Source organism: Burkholderia sp. JKS000303, from assembly GCF_002563755.1.
GTDB classification, from domain to species: Bacteria; Pseudomonadota; Gammaproteobacteria; order Burkholderiales; family Burkholderiaceae; genus Burkholderia; species Burkholderia anthina_B.
This window is the reverse complement of the sequence record NZ_PDBZ01000001.1, coordinates 3,028,449-3,044,570: the sequence shown is the minus strand read 5'-3', so window position 1 is coordinate 3,044,570 and position 16,122 is coordinate 3,028,449. Positions and strand designations below refer to the sequence as shown.

The 16,122-nt window shown below is 65.5% G+C and carries 17 protein-coding genes; 13 read left to right on the top strand and 4 right to left on the bottom strand.

The features are described 5' to 3' along the window. Positions 1 to 31: 31 nt before the first annotated feature. The 12 genes from BX604_RS14555 (at position 32) to BX604_RS14500 (ending at position 8,083) form a co-directional block, all read left to right on the top strand. Positions 32 to 697, top strand: a complete 666-nt coding sequence (locus tag BX604_RS14555; protein WP_098551404.1) for a hypothetical protein — start codon at positions 32 to 34, stop codon at positions 695 to 697. A gap of 141 nt (positions 698 to 838) precedes the next feature. Further along, positions 839 to 1,960, top strand: coding sequence for a DNA cytosine methyltransferase (locus BX604_RS14550; RefSeq protein ID WP_098551403.1), 1,122 nt, complete (start codon positions 839 to 841; stop codon positions 1,958 to 1,960). A 9-nt stretch (positions 1,961 to 1,969) separates the two neighbouring features. Then, a complete protein-coding gene (locus tag BX604_RS14545; protein ID WP_098551402.1) occupies positions 1,970 to 2,308 on the top strand; it encodes a hypothetical protein in 339 nt (112 codons plus the stop codon). A gap of 8 nt (positions 2,309 to 2,316) precedes the next feature. Next, a complete protein-coding gene (locus BX604_RS38970) occupies positions 2,317 to 3,792 on the top strand; it encodes a hypothetical protein (RefSeq protein ID WP_179894771.1) in 1,476 nt (491 codons plus the stop codon). Continuing rightward, on the top strand, positions 3,782 to 4,261 hold the full coding sequence (locus BX604_RS14535; protein WP_179894806.1) for a hypothetical protein: 480 nt from the start codon (positions 3,782 to 3,784) through the stop codon (positions 4,259 to 4,261). Before BX604_RS38970 ends, BX604_RS14535 begins: the two co-directional genes overlap by 11 nt. Then, positions 4,258 to 4,509, top strand: a complete 252-nt coding sequence (locus tag BX604_RS14530; protein ID WP_098551401.1) for a hypothetical protein — start codon at positions 4,258 to 4,260, stop codon at positions 4,507 to 4,509. The genes BX604_RS14535 and BX604_RS14530 overlap by 4 nt, the downstream gene beginning before the upstream one ends. Then, the gene (locus BX604_RS14525) at positions 4,506 to 5,594 is read left to right on the top strand and encodes a phage Gp37/Gp68 family protein (protein WP_098551400.1); all 1,089 of its coding nucleotides are present in this window, start codon (positions 4,506 to 4,508) and stop codon (positions 5,592 to 5,594) included. Before BX604_RS14530 ends, BX604_RS14525 begins: the two co-directional genes overlap by 4 nt. Further along, the gene (locus tag BX604_RS14520) at positions 5,591 to 5,848 is read left to right on the top strand and encodes a hypothetical protein (RefSeq protein WP_143748029.1); all 258 of its coding nucleotides are present in this window, start codon (positions 5,591 to 5,593) and stop codon (positions 5,846 to 5,848) included. Before BX604_RS14525 ends, BX604_RS14520 begins: the two co-directional genes overlap by 4 nt. Beyond that, positions 5,845 to 6,042, top strand: coding sequence for a hypothetical protein (locus tag BX604_RS14515; RefSeq protein WP_098551398.1), 198 nt, complete (start codon positions 5,845 to 5,847; stop codon positions 6,040 to 6,042). Before BX604_RS14520 ends, BX604_RS14515 begins: the two co-directional genes overlap by 4 nt. Next, positions 6,039 to 6,761 (top strand): hypothetical protein, encoded by a 723-nt coding sequence (locus tag BX604_RS14510; protein ID WP_098551397.1) that lies wholly within the window; start codon positions 6,039 to 6,041, stop codon positions 6,759 to 6,761. The genes BX604_RS14515 and BX604_RS14510 overlap by 4 nt, the downstream gene beginning before the upstream one ends. Before the next feature lies 1 nt (position 6,762). Beyond that, on the top strand, positions 6,763 to 6,972 hold the full coding sequence (locus BX604_RS14505) for an excisionase (protein ID WP_098551396.1): 210 nt from the start codon (positions 6,763 to 6,765) through the stop codon (positions 6,970 to 6,972). Then, positions 6,962 to 8,083 (top strand): tyrosine-type recombinase/integrase, encoded by a 1,122-nt coding sequence (locus tag BX604_RS14500; RefSeq protein ID WP_179894805.1) that lies wholly within the window; start codon positions 6,962 to 6,964, stop codon positions 8,081 to 8,083. The genes BX604_RS14505 and BX604_RS14500 overlap by 11 nt, the downstream gene beginning before the upstream one ends. Before the next feature lie 569 nt (positions 8,084 to 8,652). On the opposite strand, the gene BX604_RS14495 is transcribed toward BX604_RS14500, so the two are convergent. From BX604_RS14495 to BX604_RS14485, 3 genes are all read right to left on the bottom strand, one after another. Beyond that, positions 8,653 to 8,904 (bottom strand): hypothetical protein, encoded by a 252-nt coding sequence (locus BX604_RS14495; protein WP_098552877.1) that lies wholly within the window; start codon positions 8,902 to 8,904, stop codon positions 8,653 to 8,655. Positions 8,905 to 8,992: 88 nt separating this feature from the next. Next, on the bottom strand, positions 8,993 to 11,218 hold the full coding sequence (locus tag BX604_RS14490) for an amylo-alpha-1,6-glucosidase (RefSeq protein ID WP_098551394.1): 2,226 nt from the start codon (positions 11,216 to 11,218) through the stop codon (positions 8,993 to 8,995). Positions 11,219 to 11,610: 392 nt separating this feature from the next. Continuing rightward, the gene (locus tag BX604_RS14485) at positions 11,611 to 12,645 is read right to left on the bottom strand and encodes a rod shape-determining protein (protein WP_098551393.1); all 1,035 of its coding nucleotides are present in this window, start codon (positions 12,643 to 12,645) and stop codon (positions 11,611 to 11,613) included. 269 nt (positions 12,646 to 12,914) lie between these two features. On the opposite strand from BX604_RS14485, the gene BX604_RS14480 reads away from it, so the two are divergent. After that, positions 12,915 to 15,293 carry a patatin-like phospholipase family protein gene (locus BX604_RS14480; protein WP_098551392.1) on the top strand — a complete coding sequence of 793 codons (2,379 nt, stop codon included), beginning with the start codon at positions 12,915 to 12,917 and terminating at the stop codon, positions 15,291 to 15,293. 60 nt (positions 15,294 to 15,353) lie between these two features. On the opposite strand, the gene BX604_RS14475 is transcribed toward BX604_RS14480, so the two are convergent. After that, on the bottom strand, positions 15,354 to 15,977 hold the full coding sequence (locus BX604_RS14475) for an FMN-dependent NADH-azoreductase (RefSeq protein ID WP_098551391.1): 624 nt from the start codon (positions 15,975 to 15,977) through the stop codon (positions 15,354 to 15,356). Positions 15,978 to 16,122 lie beyond the last annotated feature (145 nt).

Below are 16,122 nucleotides of genomic sequence, written 5' to 3'. Positions count from 1 at the left end.
CTCGCGCCGCCCACGCAACTAGGTGACCACCATGAATCGCTCGATCCCCAACTGGATGACATCCGCGCTGCTGCGTGTGCACGCGCGAGCCGCCCGGACGCCCTACTTCGACCTGCCCGGCTACATGCTGCGCAACTGGGTGCTCGGCGCGCGCAGCGTCGAGCGCAACCGCGATAACCCGGCGTGGGACCAGGCCGAGCCGCCGTGCGCCGGCGTGCTGTACCGCTGGATTTGCCACCACGTCGCGATCCGCGCGCACACGATCCTGCGCAGCGACCGCGATCGCCACCTGCACGACCACCCGTCGTGGTCGGTGTCGATCGTGCTCGACGGTGGCTATTGGGAAGTGTTCAAGCCGACGCAGTTCGCACTCACGTGCCCGCTGATGTACCGCGCCGCGCTCGACACGATCAAGCAGTCGTGGATCGCGCCCGAGAGTGCCGGCGACCACGAGTACCTGAACGCGTTCGGCATCTACTGGCGCGGCCCGGGCGCGGTCGTAGTGCGCCGCGCTGGCGACTTCCATCGCTTGATCCTGCCGCGCGCGACGGTAGCGAAGTCGATCTTCGTCATGGGGCGTCGCACGAACTCGTGGGGTTTCCTCACGCAGCACGGGAAAGTCGGCTGGCGCGTGTATCTCGCGAGCCCCGACGCGGTCAAACCGCATCGCGACGAAACGAGCACGACATCGCAGTAACGCGAGTTGCCGAACCGCGCGGTGTTCCTCGGTCCGCGCGGTATTTGAAGGGGTGGCCAGGACGGCACCTCGCTTTCTGGACGGTAGCCACATGCTAACCGCGCGGACGACATTGAGGCTCAAATACTGATTGAGGATGACGTGCCTGCGTACTACAACGAGCACGACCCATACGCAGCGCAGTGGCTGCGCAACCTGATCGCCGCCGGGTACATCGCTCCTGGCGACGTCGACGAACGGAGCATTGAGGATGTCCGACCTGATGACCTGCGAGCCTATGACCAGTGCCATTTCTTCGCCGGGATCGGCGTCTGGTCGCACGCGCTTCGACGCGCTGGATGGCCTGACGATCGACCTGTTTGGACCGGTTCCTGTCCGTGCCAACCTTTCTCCGCGGCAGGCAAAGGAGTTGGGTTTGATGACGAGCGGCACCTGTGGCCTGCATGGTACTGGCTCATCAGCGAGTGCCGCCCTCCAGTCATCTTTGGAGAGCAGGTTGCGAGCTCGGCTGTCGAGCCTTGGATCGACCTTGTACACGCTGACATGGAAGCGCTGGACCACGCCTTCGGGTGTGAGCCGTTTCCGGCTGCGGGCGTCGGCACGCCGGGCATCCGCGATCGAGCTTTCTGGTTGGCCTACGCCAACGGCATGCGAAGCCGGCGGAACTCCGGAGCAGTTCGTCGCGCGCAAGCTCAAGTCGATCGCCAAGGGTTCGAAGATGGGCGCCAGCTTGACGGATCTCGGCTTGGTGGCTCAGCTCGCTGGCTGGCCGACGCCGACAGCGGCACTCGCCGAGAAAGGCGTCCGCACATTCGAGGGCGGCTTGATAGAGGCGATGCGCAGCCACGGCCCGGATTTGGCGGCTGCAGCATGCCTGGCCGGCTGGCCGATGCCAACGGCGACGGATGCTATCCGCATGCCGGCCGCCAACTTCACGACGACGAACATCACCCTGAATCATGCAGTCGCACTGCTGAAGGACAACCCGATGCCGGCCCGACTAACGGCTTCTGGCGAGCTGCTGACTGGCTCCTCTGCCGGGATGGAAAGTGGCGGCCAGTTGAACCCGGCACATTCCCGCTGGTTGATGGGTCTTCCGGTGGCGTGGGACGAGTGCGCGCCGATCAAGAACGCCTCGCCGCGCTTCTCCCGCGCAAAGACCAGGGCAGCCGTAAAGGACGACTCCGAGGATACGGCAACGCCATCAACGCCGAAGCGGCGACGCAATTCATCCTCGCCGCGCAAGACATCCTGACCACCTGAGGACCACACATGACCACCACACCGATGCTCCAGAACATCCCCGTCGTGCGCGATCAGGACGGCTATTTCATCCACCCCGATCTGCTCCACTTCTGGACGGTCACGATGGATGGTGCCGAGCGGTGCACCGACGAACAGTGGGCCGCGCTCGAAGCACAGGCCGGCATCAAGACGTCGATCTACCACCTCGATAACGAAAGCATCGACCACCCGGCATACGTCTCGTATTTCGATAACGGGAATCTGGACATCACTGACTGGGATCCTTCACCGGAGCCCGGCTGGTGGTTGATCGAGATCGGCGACAGCGAAGACGGCCCGTATGCCGTGTATGCAACGCACGCGTGAGGACCACCATGACCACCACCGACAAGAGCTGCGCTGATGCGCTGAAAGATGCCGTTTGGAGACTGAAGCGAGATTTGGAGCGTGGGAACGTTGGCGCAGGGACGAGCCTCGTATATATGGCCGACCTTCGCATTCTTATCGAAGCTGTCGAGCAGCACGAAGCAGCGCCGGCCGAGCCCGAACCGCCTCTGTCTGTCGGCGATCGCCTGACGCGCAAGAAGGCTGCGCACATCATTGCCCGCGACGGTTTCTATGCGACCGGATATGTGCTCGGCGGTGGGATGGCGGACGGTCGACGCTGCATCGTCGAAATGGGTGCCGTGCGGTGGCTCACAACAGATGAGGCATGGAAGCTGATGCATCCGGACGAGCAGCCCGCACCCTCCGCCCCGCTCGAAGGCACGGGCATTGGGGCGGATGAGCTAGAAGCCTGCGTATGGCTTGTCGAGTGGCAGCCTAACGTCAGCGATAAGACATGGGTCCAGTCGTTCGTAAACGAACTTGACGCGATCAACAAACACCGCCAAGTCGGCGGCAAGCTCATTGCGTGCGCGCGAATTGATGCCCTGTCCCGCGCCCCTCGCACTGAGGTGGCGGGAGCGGTACCAGCGTACGATAAGCCGTGCACCTGCCATCCTGACGATCGCGTAGAACCGTGCGCGAAGCAGTATGCCGCATCGGAATGCAAACGCGCGCAGCATGAACCGCAAGTGGCGGACGACAACACGACGTGGCCGGTTATATCGAAGAACATCGCACTTCATGCATTGCAAGCCCGCATGGCAGCATCGCAGTCTACTTCAGACAGTCACGAATGGGACGACGTCGGCGAACGTTGCATCAAATGCGGCGATAAAGACTGGATGGCCGATCCAGTGTGTCGGAGTGCCACGCCAGCAGCGGCAGCGCCGTCAGACGAGCGGGATGTAATCGAGCCACTGACAGAGCCGGTCTCGATTGCGAAGGCGATGCTCGGCGGCATGAGAGCCAGAGTCGGCGGCAATGGAGAAAGCACGACAGCTTTTCTCGTGAATATCCAAATTGCCTCATGGGGCTATCCCATGGAATGGGTCAAGGGATGTGTGTTCGGGTTCAATCGTGCGGCGAAATGGATGCAATCCGCATTGCTCGAGTATCAATCCGCGCAGGCAGCATCGCAGCCCGCAGCGGCAGCGGGTCAAGAGGCGGCGATCGTGCGCGACAACCCGGATGACATCGGCACGATCATCGAGGCAACGCGCCCGCTCGAAATCGGCATGAAGCTCTACACCGCCCCGCCCGCGCAGGTCGCCACTCGGCAGGGGCTGACGGACGAGCAGCGAAAATTGATCGAAGCTGCGGCGGAATGCATTTCGGAAGCCGTCACCTACGAGCAAGACAGCTTCGATTTGCCTCCGCAACCTGCATCGCAATGGGACTACAACGCTGACCAGTTGGCCTATGCGCTGCGCGGCATTCTGAAGGGAGAAAACCATGCTGACTAAAGATGCCCGCGCCACGATCATGGACGCCTGCCAGAGCATTTCGCGCAACGCCGACGCCCTGAAAGAATGCCACGCGGTCGATGGCGATTGGGGTGATGAATTGGACGCGAAGGCGGTCTACGACGCTGAGCTGAACTTGCTCGAGCGCCTGACTGCCCTTCTCGCCACCCAGCAGCCGGAGCCGCGCGCCGAGGTGACGGACGAACAGCCGAGCCTGACGAATCCGCTGACGCCGTACGGAATGCTCGTCCGTGCGCTGCGGATCGTCACTGGCACGCTGCTGTACGACATGGCGAACCATATGCGAATTTCGCCGGCAACCCTGTCCGCGATGGAAGTCGGACGGCGTCCCGTGACACGCACCGACGCATGCGGTGCCGCCGATTTTTTCGAGAGCCGCGGCATTTACGGAATGCTGCCGGCGCTTCAGCGCGCCATCGACGTCGCCCGCGCAGGAGAAGGCCAATGACCAAATACGAAAAACTCGACGCCCTGATTCTGGCGGCGATCAGCGAAGAACCGAAAAAGTTCGCGTCCATCAACGTCGGTCAGGTGCGCACAGAGAGCGACCTCATCGGGCGCGAGGAATCGCGGCCGCACATCTGCGGCGAAGTCACGGGCTGGCGCATCGTCGACCGCCGCCTGCAGGCGTTGCGCAAGGCCGGGCATATCAAGGCGACCGGAAAGGGATGGGTTCGCGCAGGAGACGCATCGTGAGCGAGAACACCAAAATCGAGTGGACGGATTCGACGTTCAATCCGTGGGAGGGCTGTGCAAAGGTCAGCCCGGGCTGCGACCACTGCTACGCCGAGGCGCGGAACGCGCGCTTCGCCGGCGGCACGGCCGTGAACTGGGGTCCCAGCGCGCCGCGGCGCCGCACGTCCGCCGCGAACTGGCGCAAGCCTATCTCGTGGGAAGCGCGTCCGTTCCTCCAGTGCCGCGCATGCGGCTGGCGCGGCGACCAGCCCGGCGCCGCGAACGGCCTCGCGGTGTGCCCTGAGAGCCGCTGCGCGTCGTTTGATCTGGTGATCGCGCGCCGCCGCGTGTTCTGCGCGTCGCTCGCGGACGTGTTCGACAACGAGGTCGACCTGCTGTGGCGCCGCGACCTGTTCCGGCTGATCACCGACACGCCGAACCTCGACTGGTTGCTGCTGACGAAGCGGATCGGTAACGTGCCTACGATGCTGCGCCACATCGGCGTCGAGCGCGTACCAGACAACGTCTGGCTCGGCGCAACGATCGTCAACCAGGAAGAGGCAGACCGCGATATCCCGAAGCTGCTCGCGGTGCCGGCGCGCGTGCGCTTCCTGTCGATGGAGCCGCTGCTGGGGCCGGTGGACGTTCGCTTCGCGTTCGCTGATGCCGGCGTGATCTGCTGCCGAACCTGCGGCTACCGCACGAACGACCCGTCACACGGCCCATGTCCAAACGACGGAAGCACGTTGCGAAGCGACGTTGGCGTCGACTGGGTGATCGTCGGCGGCGAGAGCGGCACCGAGGCGCGCCCGATGCATCCCGACTGGGCTCGCGATCTGCGCGACCAGTGCGCTGCCGCCGGCGTGCCGTTCCTGTTCAAGCAATGGGGCGAATGGGCGCCGGGCGAGAACGCCGGCTACCAGAAACGCACCGAGGCGACGGCTCACTGGTGGGACGGAGAATGGTCATTCGGCTCGATCACGCCGCGCGCGGCCGAGACGCTGCACTGCGACGATTCACCCGACTTGTGGCGCTGCGGTAAGCGCGCCGCCGGCCGCCACCTCGACGGCCGCACACACGACGAATTCCCGGAGGCACAGCGATGATCCGCGCTCGATTTTCGGTCAACCTAGACGACCCGCGCCCCGTGAACTGGCCGATCAGTCATCCGTATTGGGTAACCGGCTATGGGGAGAACCATGCAACGATCGTCGCTTACGCCGACGACGAAACGGAGATCATGCGCAACTGGCCTGACGCTCACGACTTCAGCTTCGTCGAGGCGGCAGGCGACTATGTCTTCACCGACCGTTTTCCGAAGCCGGCGTGGTTCGCAGGCGACGCGCCGGAGGCAACATGAAAACCGAGTTCAAGATCCAGCGGCCCGACGACGTGCCGATGACGCTCACCATGACGATGACGCTCGGGGAGTGGAAGCGGCTGGAGGAGCAACTTTCCACCTCGTACCCGTCGTGGAAGCTGTCGACCAACATCGGCGAAATGGTCCGCCTCGCGACGACCACGTTCGGCGAAACGAAGGAGCTCGACCTGTGACCGAGCGCCCTATCCTCTTCAACGAGCCGATGTCGGCCGCCGTGCGAGCCGACCGGAAGTCGCAGACGCGGCGCGTCGTGAACTGGCGCACCGTGCGCCCCGGCCTGAATCTCCAGTTCTCCGGCCTGACGGCCAGCGCCGTCGGCAACGCGTGGGTGCTTGAATCGCCCACTCGCGCCTCACACGAATGGCGGTGCGCGCCGACGCGGTGTCCGTATGGCGTCCCGGGCGATCGTCTGTGGGTGCGCGAGACGCACGTCGCGTTCGGCCGCTGGGAAACGCGCTACAGCCCGAAGAAAGAACGCGACGAGTGGCACTTCGTCGACATGACGCTGGAGACGGGCCGCGAGTACCGGTTCGGCGGCGATCTGCCGAACGCCGCGCGCGCCGGCGCGTTGCCGGCGTGGTGGCGCCGGCCGTCCATCTTCATGCCGCGCGCCGCCGCGCGCACGCTGCTCGAAGTGACGGGCGTGCGCGTCGAGCGACTGAAGCACATCGGCGAGTCGGACGCGCGGGCCGAAGGCGTGATGATCGAGGAACGCCACAAGATCGGTTATAGCCTCGGCCCCTGTTCCGGAGCCGATCGGCCACCGTGCATCCGCGCATTCCGCGAGCTGTGGGATGGTTTGAACGCCGCAGCCGGCCACGACTGGGACGCGAACCCGTGGGTATGGGTCGTGGAATTCAGGAAGATTAAATCGGAAACTCAGGATAGGTGATATGGCCGCACAATTGATCCCAATCGCCACATGGGCCGAGCGCGTATTCGGCGAACATGCGCCTCACCGAAACACGCTGCTCAACTGGATTCATGCTGGCCGCATTCACCCGTCACCACGCAAAATCGGTCGCGGCTATTTTTGCCAGCCAGAGGCGGAGTATGTCGAGCCTGGGCGGGAGCGTGTACGGAGACTCGTCAATGGCCGCTAGACCGCGTTCGTCAAAAAAGAACCCATTGCCGCCAAACCTCTATCGAAATACGCGTGGGTATCTCTGGTATCGCAATCCGGATACCGGAAAGACATACGGCCTCGGCTACGACGAGCGCGCAGCGATTGACGACGCGCGTGCCGCGAATGCCGAACTGGCGCGCAAGAAGAGCACGCTCGGTCTGGTTGCCCGGATGAGTGGTGACGAAACAATCTCGTCGTGGTGCGACCGTTACGCCGAACTCTATGCTGAACGATCGAATTCCACCAAATCGAAACGCAGCATGGGGTCGATCTTGAATCGAGTTCGCAAGGCTCCCTTCGCCAAGACGGCAATCTCGAATGTGACGCCCAAAGAAATCAACGATTGGCTAAAGGATCTCGAAACCGAGGTGAGCCCGACATACGCGATCGACCTGCGCTATAGATTGACGGGCTTCTTCAACGAGGCTATCGCGGAAGGTCTGCTATCGGCTGGCGCCAATCCCGTCACATCCCTCAGAAAACAAACGGCTACTGTTTTGCGGGATCGGCTGACTCTGGACAGTTTTCTCGCCATTATCGCGGCGGCGAAGGAGTCGCCAAAAGATGTATGGGCGGCTCGCGCCTTTATGCTGGCGCTTCTCAGTGCTCAACGACGAGCCGACGTGCGGTCGATGCGATTCTCAGATGTGAAGGGCGGATTCCTATTCGTTGACCAGCAAAAGAGCCAGCATCGGACGAGGCTCAAGATCCCGACCTCCATCGGCTTGCGAGCGGTCGGCTGCACGCTTGAGCAGGTGATTCGCGAGTGTCGAGATTCAATCCTGTCGCCGTGGATGGTGCATCACATTTCGCATCAAGGCGTCTCTGGGCCAGGCGCGCAGGTTCATCTCGATACGATGTCAGCCGCATTCTCCCGCTTTCGGGACCAAGCCAAGGTTCAGCCTGCGCCAGGGCGAACAGCCCCCTCTTTTCACGAGATCCGCTCACTCGCTGCGCGGCTCTACTCAGATGAATACGGCCCCGAATTTGCTCAAGCCCTCTTGGGACATAAATCGGCCGCAATGACTGCCTTGTACCGCGACAGCCGAGGGAAGGAATGGACCGAGATCAAGATAGGGTCACAATGAACGCCCGGAAAATTTTTGACAAATTTCGAACCGGTTTTTGACGCACCCCGCAATCCCTTGCCAGATAAGGCTTCGGCATGAAGGTTGTCCACAGAAAATGTTGGCAAGGATGTGGATATCCTGGGTACCCGGGACCTAACCCGTTGATCGCGCACGAATTAACGTGCCGACGCACGCATCGGGCAGCCCCGCCGCGCGGGCGTCCGGACGACTGCCTCCACCCGCGCAATCATCAACCGTCGAGAAGCAATCACGTCAAACTTATCCACAGATTTTGTTGGCAAGCCTGTGGATATTCCGTCAGAACGATGCGTAACATCCTGAAACAAAAGGGGATTCAGTCGATCGAGGTCGGCAGGTCAACGATGCGGCACCCATTGACGCCCTCACGGCACGCGTTGCACGGCCGATTCGGATCGGCAGGTTCTCCACAGATTTTGTTGGCAAGCTTGTGGATATCCTGCGCACCACCCGCCTAAGTCATTGAGCGCACGGGGTTTTGTGCGCGTCATGCAGGATCGGGCAGCGTCGGCGCGGGCCTTGCGGCCGACGTCGGCGCTGCCGGTTCGTCAATGCCGGTCGAGCGCGCTGCGCAATTCGCTCGCCTTGTCGCGCAGCGCCTCGTAGCCCGAGCGCGCATGTTCGGGGAGATCGGGATCGCCGATCAGCGCGCCGAGCGTTTCGATCAGGCTGAACAGGATGCCCTTCGCCGCGCCCGCCGCGATGCTCTGCGACTCGATCGACTTGTGCAGGTGGTCGACTGCCGCTTCGAGATTCTCGAGGTTCTCCTCGCGATCGTCGGGCCGATTGTCGGTCGTCATCGTATGTGCCTCCGCCATCGTTCAAGGGTCATGTCACGATTCTATGCCGCTGCGCACGGACGTGGCGCGACATTGCGCAACGTCCGCGCTACAGCACCGCGACCACTTTCACGCGCCCCGGCTGCGCCGCCGCCGCGACCACCTGGCCGTCGACACGGCGGAACGTCAGCGACACGGTTTCGTCGCCCACGCGCAACTCGTCGATCCGCAGCCAGTCGACGCCCTCCGGCAGCGCCGGTCGCTCGACGCGCACCTCGTGGCGCGCCGCATCGACGCTCACGCCGAGACACGCCTGCAGCATCATGAACGGCGCACCGGCCGCCCACGCCTGCGGCAGGCACGCGACCGGATAGGCGGTCGGCGGCTCACCGCGCCGGCGCGGGAATCCACAGAACAGCTCCGGCAGCCGCATCTCGAAGCTCACCGCGGCTTCGAACAGCGCGCGCAGCAGGTTCACCGCGGCCGTCTTGTCGCCGTAGCGCGCGAGGCCGCGCGCGATCAGCGCATTGTCGTGCGGCCACACCGAACCGTTGTGATACGCCATCGGGTTGAAGCGCGGCTGGCCGGCCGCGAGCGTGCGGATCCCCCAGCCCGTCTGGAACAGCGTCGAGCCGAGCACGCCGGCGACTTCCGCGCCGCGCTCGGCATCGGGCAACCCGAACGCGAGCAGATGGCCCGCGTTCGACGCGAACACGCGGCACAGGTCGCCGTGACCGTCGAGCGCGATCCCGTAGAACTTGCCTTCCGGCATCCAGAACAGCGCTTCGACCTGATCGCGCAGCGTCTTCGCGCGCAGCGCATAACGCGTCGCGTCGGCCGCGTGGCCGCGCCGGTGCGAGCACATCGCCATCGCATCGAGCGCCGCGCACGCATAGGCCTGCACTTCGACGAGCGCGATCGGCCCGTCGGGGAAGCGGCCGTCCGCGTGGAACACCGAATCGTGGCTGTCCTTCCAGCCCTGGTTCGCGAGACCGCGCTCCGACGTGCGCTGGTAATCGAGCAGCCCGTACGGGTTGCGATCGCACTTGTCGGTCACCCACTGCGCGGCGCGCTCGAGCGCAGGCCACAGCTCGTCGATCAGCGCATCGTCGCCGGTGTGTTCGACATAGGCGCCCGCGAGCACGATGAACAACGGGGTCGTGTCGACGCCGCCGTAATACAGCGCGAACGGCACCTCGCCCGTCGCGGCCATCTCGCTGCGGCGGAACTCGTGCATGATCTTGCCGGGCTCCGCATCGCGGAACGCGGACGTCTCGCGCGCCTGGTGCTCCGCGAGAAAGCGCAGCACGCCGCGCGCGAGCGACGGCTGAAGCCACAGCATCTGCAGCGACGTGATCACCGCGTCGCGGCCGAACGGCGTCGAGAACCACGGAATGCCCGCATACGGATACGGGCCGGTGTCGAGCTGGGTCGTCAGCAGCCCGAGATCCGCGAGCGAGCGGTCGAGCCACGCGTCGAACAGCGGATTGCCGGTGTTCACGCGCGCCATCGTCTCGCGGCGCGAGCGCATCTCGCGATGCACGCCGACGAGCGCGGTGCGCAGCGCGACGCGGCCGCATCCCGGGCCTGCGCCGTCGTGCGCCGAGCCGAGCGTCGCGTCGACGGTCAGGTAGATCGAGATGCACGCCTGCGCGGCGATCGTCAGCGTGTAGTCGGCACGATCGACCGACAGCGCGTCGGGCGCCGGCGAGAAATGCACCGTCACGTTGCGCTCGACGCCGTCGAGACCGTCGTAGCGCAGCCGCACCGCGCCCTCGTCGACGCGCGGCGCGGCCGCGGTGCCGCGCTTCGGGCGCTGCGTGCCGCGCACTTCGAACATGTCCTTGAAATCCGCCGCGAACGACAGCGACAGCGGCACCTCGGCCTCGCTCGCGCCGTAGTTCGTCAGCGTCAGCGCTTCGTAAAGCACGTCGCCCGCGAGCACGCGCATCCGTTCGATATGGATCACGCCCTCGGGTGTTTCGTGACCGCCGAGCGGCGGCAGCGGACGGTTCGTCAGGTGCGCGGTGAACGACGCGTTGTCGGCGCTCGTCGCGCCCGACAGCAGCGACGGCGCGCGGCCGCCGAAGGTCAGACGCCATTTCGACAGCACGCGCATGTCGTCGACGAACAGGCCGTCGTCGTGACCGCCGATGTCGCCGAGCGCATCGCTGACCACGAATGCGTCGCCGGATTTCAAGACGTACTGGTTGTTGCGCGCGAGCGCCTGCGGGTCGGCTTCGGGCGCGATGAAGGCGGGACCCGACGCCTGGGTCGGGGGGACCGGCGCGGCTTGCGGCGCCTGCGTCGTGATGGCTTCGGCGTGATTCGGCATCGATGCTCCTGTGTCGAGGCGCAACGCGCGTCGCGCGTCGCGTGTTTCGCACAGGATAGGCCAGAACGGGGGGCGCGCGCAGCGATGAAACGAAGCGGCGCGGGTTACGCGCCGGTCAGCACTTCCACGGGATGTTGCCGGGCACCGCGTTGTCGCGAGCAATCGGCGCGCCCTGCACTGGAACGACGTGCAGCCGTGGTGCGAACGCGCAGGCCGACCACACTCGCACGCCGCATGATCCCGAAAGTCCGGACCGTGGCGAATCGTTCGATGCCGGTGTACCCGCGCCCGTTACCGTACCCGCCGCATTCGGGCGCCCCGATGTTCGGGGTTCGAAAGACTTTGAACGCATGCGGCCGTGTGTGCCGGGCGCGCCACGTGCGGCGCCCGCCTCAATCCACCGGACACATCGCGAGCCGCCCCATCGCCTCGCCGGCGCCGCGCACCGCGCAGGTGGCAGGCTCGTCCGCGACCCGCGCGGTCAGGCCGGTCTCGTCGTACAGCAGGCGTTCGAGATCCGCGAGCAACGCGCCGCCGCCCGTCAGCACGACGCCGCGATCGGCGATGTCGGTCACGAGTTCGGCCGGCGCGTTTTCCAGCACCGATTTCACCGCGCGGATCACCTGCTTGAGCGGCGCGGCGAGCGCCTCCGCCACATCGTGGTTGGACAACTCGACGGAGCGCGGCAGACCGTCCTCGACGCCGCGCCCGACCGCCCGCGTCGACATGCGCGGCACCGCGCCGGTGGCCGAGCCGATCGTTTTCTTCACGTGCTCGGCGGTTTGTTCGCCGAGCAGCACGCCATACAGGTTGCGCACATGGTTGACGATCGCCGCATCGAACTGGTTGCCGCCGACCCGAATCGCCTCGCGGTACACGATGCCGCCGAGCGCGATCACCGCGACTTCGGTCGTCCCGCCGCCGATATCGACGACCATCGAGCCGACCGGCTCGGTCACCGGCAGGCCCGCGCCGAGCCCCGCGGCCAGCGATTCCTCGATCAGTTCGACTTCCGATACACCGGCCGCGAACGCGGCTTCGCGGATCGCGCGGCGCTCGACGGCCGTCGCGTCCGACGGCACGCACACCGTGACCTCGACGCGGCGGCCGAAACGCGAGCGCGTGCGCGACATGTCGATGAAGCGGCGGATCATCTGCTCGGCGGCGTGCGCGTCGGCGATCACGCCGTGCTGCATGGGCCGCACGGCCTCCAGATGCCCCGGCTCGCGGCCGAGCAGCGCCTTCGCGAGCTCGCCGACCGCTTCGAGCGTCGGCCGCGCAGCGGACGCGCCGGCCTTGCGAAAGCACACCACCGACGGCTGGTTCAGCACCACGCCGCGCTCGTGCGTATAGATCTGCGTACTGGCCGTTCCAGGGTCGATCGCAACGAGTTGCGCAAACAACTTTCCGAACAGCGGTGTCGACATATCAAGCCTTTTTTTGGACGAACGGGCCGCAACGGCCAGGCCGCATCCCCGCGGCGCGCCTTTGCCGCTCATCCCGCTTAGCGGCAAATCGTTCCGATACTTTAGGCAATTCCGATGAGTTTTTCGCGACGAAATTGCCGAAATCGCGTTTTGCGACAGGCCCGACTACGCATCGCGCCCCTCGCGTTGCGCCTGTAAAACACGGTAATCTCTCGGTCTTGCCTGCTCCGCGGCAGGCGTCCCATGCCGATCACGCCAGATACTCCACCATGACAGCGACCGCCTCTCTCCGCTGGCCGGGGGCGCGCCAGCTCGGCGCGACACTCGTCGCGCTCTGGTGCTGCACCGTCGCCGCGCAGCCCTCGCCGGCCGCCGACACTGCCACCCGCACCGCCACCGCCGCCACGGCGCCTGCAACCGCATCCGCGCCGAACTGCACGGCCGACGGCGGCCCGGCCGGACGTCGGTCGATCGGTCTCGTGCTGTCCGGCGGCGGCGCACGCGGCTATGCGCACCTCGGCGTGCTGAAAGTGCTGGAAGAGAACCGCATTCCTATCGACTGCATCGCGGGCACCAGCATGGGCGCCGTGGTCGGCGGGCTGTATGCGAGCGGGATGGCCGCCGACGAGATGCAGAAGCGGCTGTCGGAGGTGAACCTCGCGGATATCGCATTCGACGTGACCGATCGCGCGGACCTGCCGCAAAGCAGCCGCGAGGACGAGCGCCTGTACATCAACGGGCTCACGCTCGGTTTCGGCAAGAAAGGCGTGAAGGCGCCGGTCGGCCTCGTGCAGGGCAACCGGCTGCAGGCGCTGCTCGCGAACTGGACGGCCGCCGTGCCGACCAACCAGCCGTTCAACCAGTTGCCGATTCCGTACCGCGCGGTCGCGACCGACCTGCAGACCGGCCAGATGGTCGTGCTGGACCATGGCTCGCTGCCGCTCGCGATCCGCGCGAGCATGGCGATGCCCGGCCTGTTCGCGCCGGCCGAAATCAACGGCCGCGCACTCGTCGACGGCGGCCTCGTCAGCAACCTGCCGGTCGACACCGCGCGGCAGATGGGCGCGAACGTCGTGATCGCCGTCGACATCGGCTCGCAGCTGCGCCCGCTCGACGCGCTCGCGTCGCCGGCCGACGTGATGCAGCAGATGGTCGGCATCCTGATCCGCCAGAACGTGACGTCGCAGCGCAAGCAGCTCGATGCGCAGGACATCCTGCTCACGCCCGACCTCGGCTCGCTCGCCTTCACTGATTTCCAGAACGCGAAGCAGGCGATCGCCGCCGGCGCGGCCGCCGCGACCGCGGCGCTGCCGCGGCTCAAGCGCTTCGCGCTCACGCCGGAACAGTACGCGGTGTACCGCTCCGCGCATGCGCAGCCGCTGCCGCCGCCGATCCGCATCACGCGCATCGACATCAAGACGACCGGCGACGTGCCGAAGCGCGTCGTCGCCGACGCGCTGCACGTGAAACCGGGCGACACCTACGATCCGGCGACTGTCAGCCAGGATCTGCTCGGGCTGACGACCGGCGGCAATTTCGAGAGCGTGACGCAGCAGATCGTGAGCCACGGCGACGACAACGTGCTCGAAATCAATGCGCGCGAGAAATACTGGGGGCCGAATTTCCTGCTGTTCGGCGTCGGGATGTCGAGCAGTTCGACCGACGAAGGCGGCTTCCGCCTGCACGTCGGCTACCGGCGCCCGTGGCTCACCGAATCGGGCCTCGAGTTCCGCGCGGATACGACGATCGGCAGCGACCTGCAGTCGGCGCGCGTCGAGTTGCGCCAGCCGTTGCCGGCCGCCTACGGCCTCTACATTTCCCCGTATGCGGAATATCAGCGCCGCTACGTCAACCTGTACGACGACAGCGGCGAAGTGAAGCTGAACCAGTACCTGATGCAGACGGCGCGCACCGGGATCGACTTCGGCCTGCCGATCGCGCGGCTCGGCGACTTCCGGATGGGCATCGGCTACGCGACCGGGCACGGCTCGCCGAACTACAACCTCCCGCTCGACGACGGCAACTCGACGCTGTTCTGGCCGAGCTTCTCGTCGCAGGCGCTGACGGCGCGCGCGCGGCTCGTCATCGATCAGCTCGACGATCCGATGTTCCCGCGCAAGGGTTACTTCAGCGAATTCCGTGTCGAACGCTCGCTGTGGTCGCACAACAGCCAGTCGGCGGACGCCTTCGACGATACGTCCAACACGCCTTACACCGAGATCTACGGCAAGGCGATGATCGCGCAGCAGTTCGGCCGGCACAGCGTCAGCGCGACGATCGAGGGCGGCAAGAGCATCGGCGGCACCAACCTGATCAACGCGTTCAACTTCACGCTCGGCGGGTTCCAGCACATGGCGGCCTATGCGGCCGACCAGCTGAACGGCAACGAGCTCGCGTACGGCAACGTGACCTACATGAACCAGCTGATGACGTTCAACGCGTCGCCGATCAAGGCGCTGTCGGTCGGTGCCAGCGCGGAGATCGGCAACGTGTGGTCGAGCGGCGTGAAGGTCGGCGGCGGCACGCTCAAGCAGAGCTATACGTTCTTCACGAGCCTGTCGACCGCGTTCGGCCCGTTGTACATGGGGGTCGCGCTCGCGCCGGGCGGCCGGCGCAACATCTACCTGCAGCTCGGCCGCACGTATTGAGCAATCGCGGATGTCGCCGCGGCGGCATCCGCGGGTGCGGCGCGCCGGCGCATTCCCCGGTCAGAAATCCGCGGCCATCGCCACCGCGCGGGCTTGCGCGCGTTCGATGCTGTCCTGCGCCCGGGCATTCCACGTGTGTTCGACGCTCAGGCTGCTGACCTCGCGCACGCCGATGAACTTCAGCCAGAATTCAATGTAGTCCGCCTGATGCCGGAATCCGGGATTGCCGGCATCCGAGCCGGTTTCCTGGCTCTGTCCGCGCACATGGATGACCAGCGCGCGCGCAATCTTCAGCAGCGGGCCGTACGCGTTGCCGTCGAACGTGAAGAGCTGGTTCCGCTGGCTGACGAGGTCGATCAGCTGCTTGAGCTTGTACGGATAGCCGAAATTCCACATCGGCACGCCGACGACGATCCGGTCGGCCGCCTGAAACCGCTTCACGAGCGCGTCAATGCGCCGCCACGTCGCCTGCTCGGCCGCATCCATCGGCTCGTTCGCGACGCCTTTGTACTTGGCGCCGATCGCGTCGCTGCCGAAGTCCGGCAAGTCTTCCTCCCACACGTTCAGCGTATCGACGTCGACCGACGCGTGCGTGTTGCGGCATGCGTCGACGAATGCGTTGGCGACCGCGATCGAAGCCGACCTTGCGCCGCGGGGAGAGGAAACGATATTCAGTAGCCGCATGATGCGTGATCCCGACAGGAATGCATGAACGAAGGACGGCCAGCGCGACCGCCCCGGCCTCACTACCGCAGCGCAGGCCGCCTGCTTCCCGTTTCAGGGGGCTGCCCGCGTCGACAGTTGCAAATGCAATCGTACAGCAGAGCAC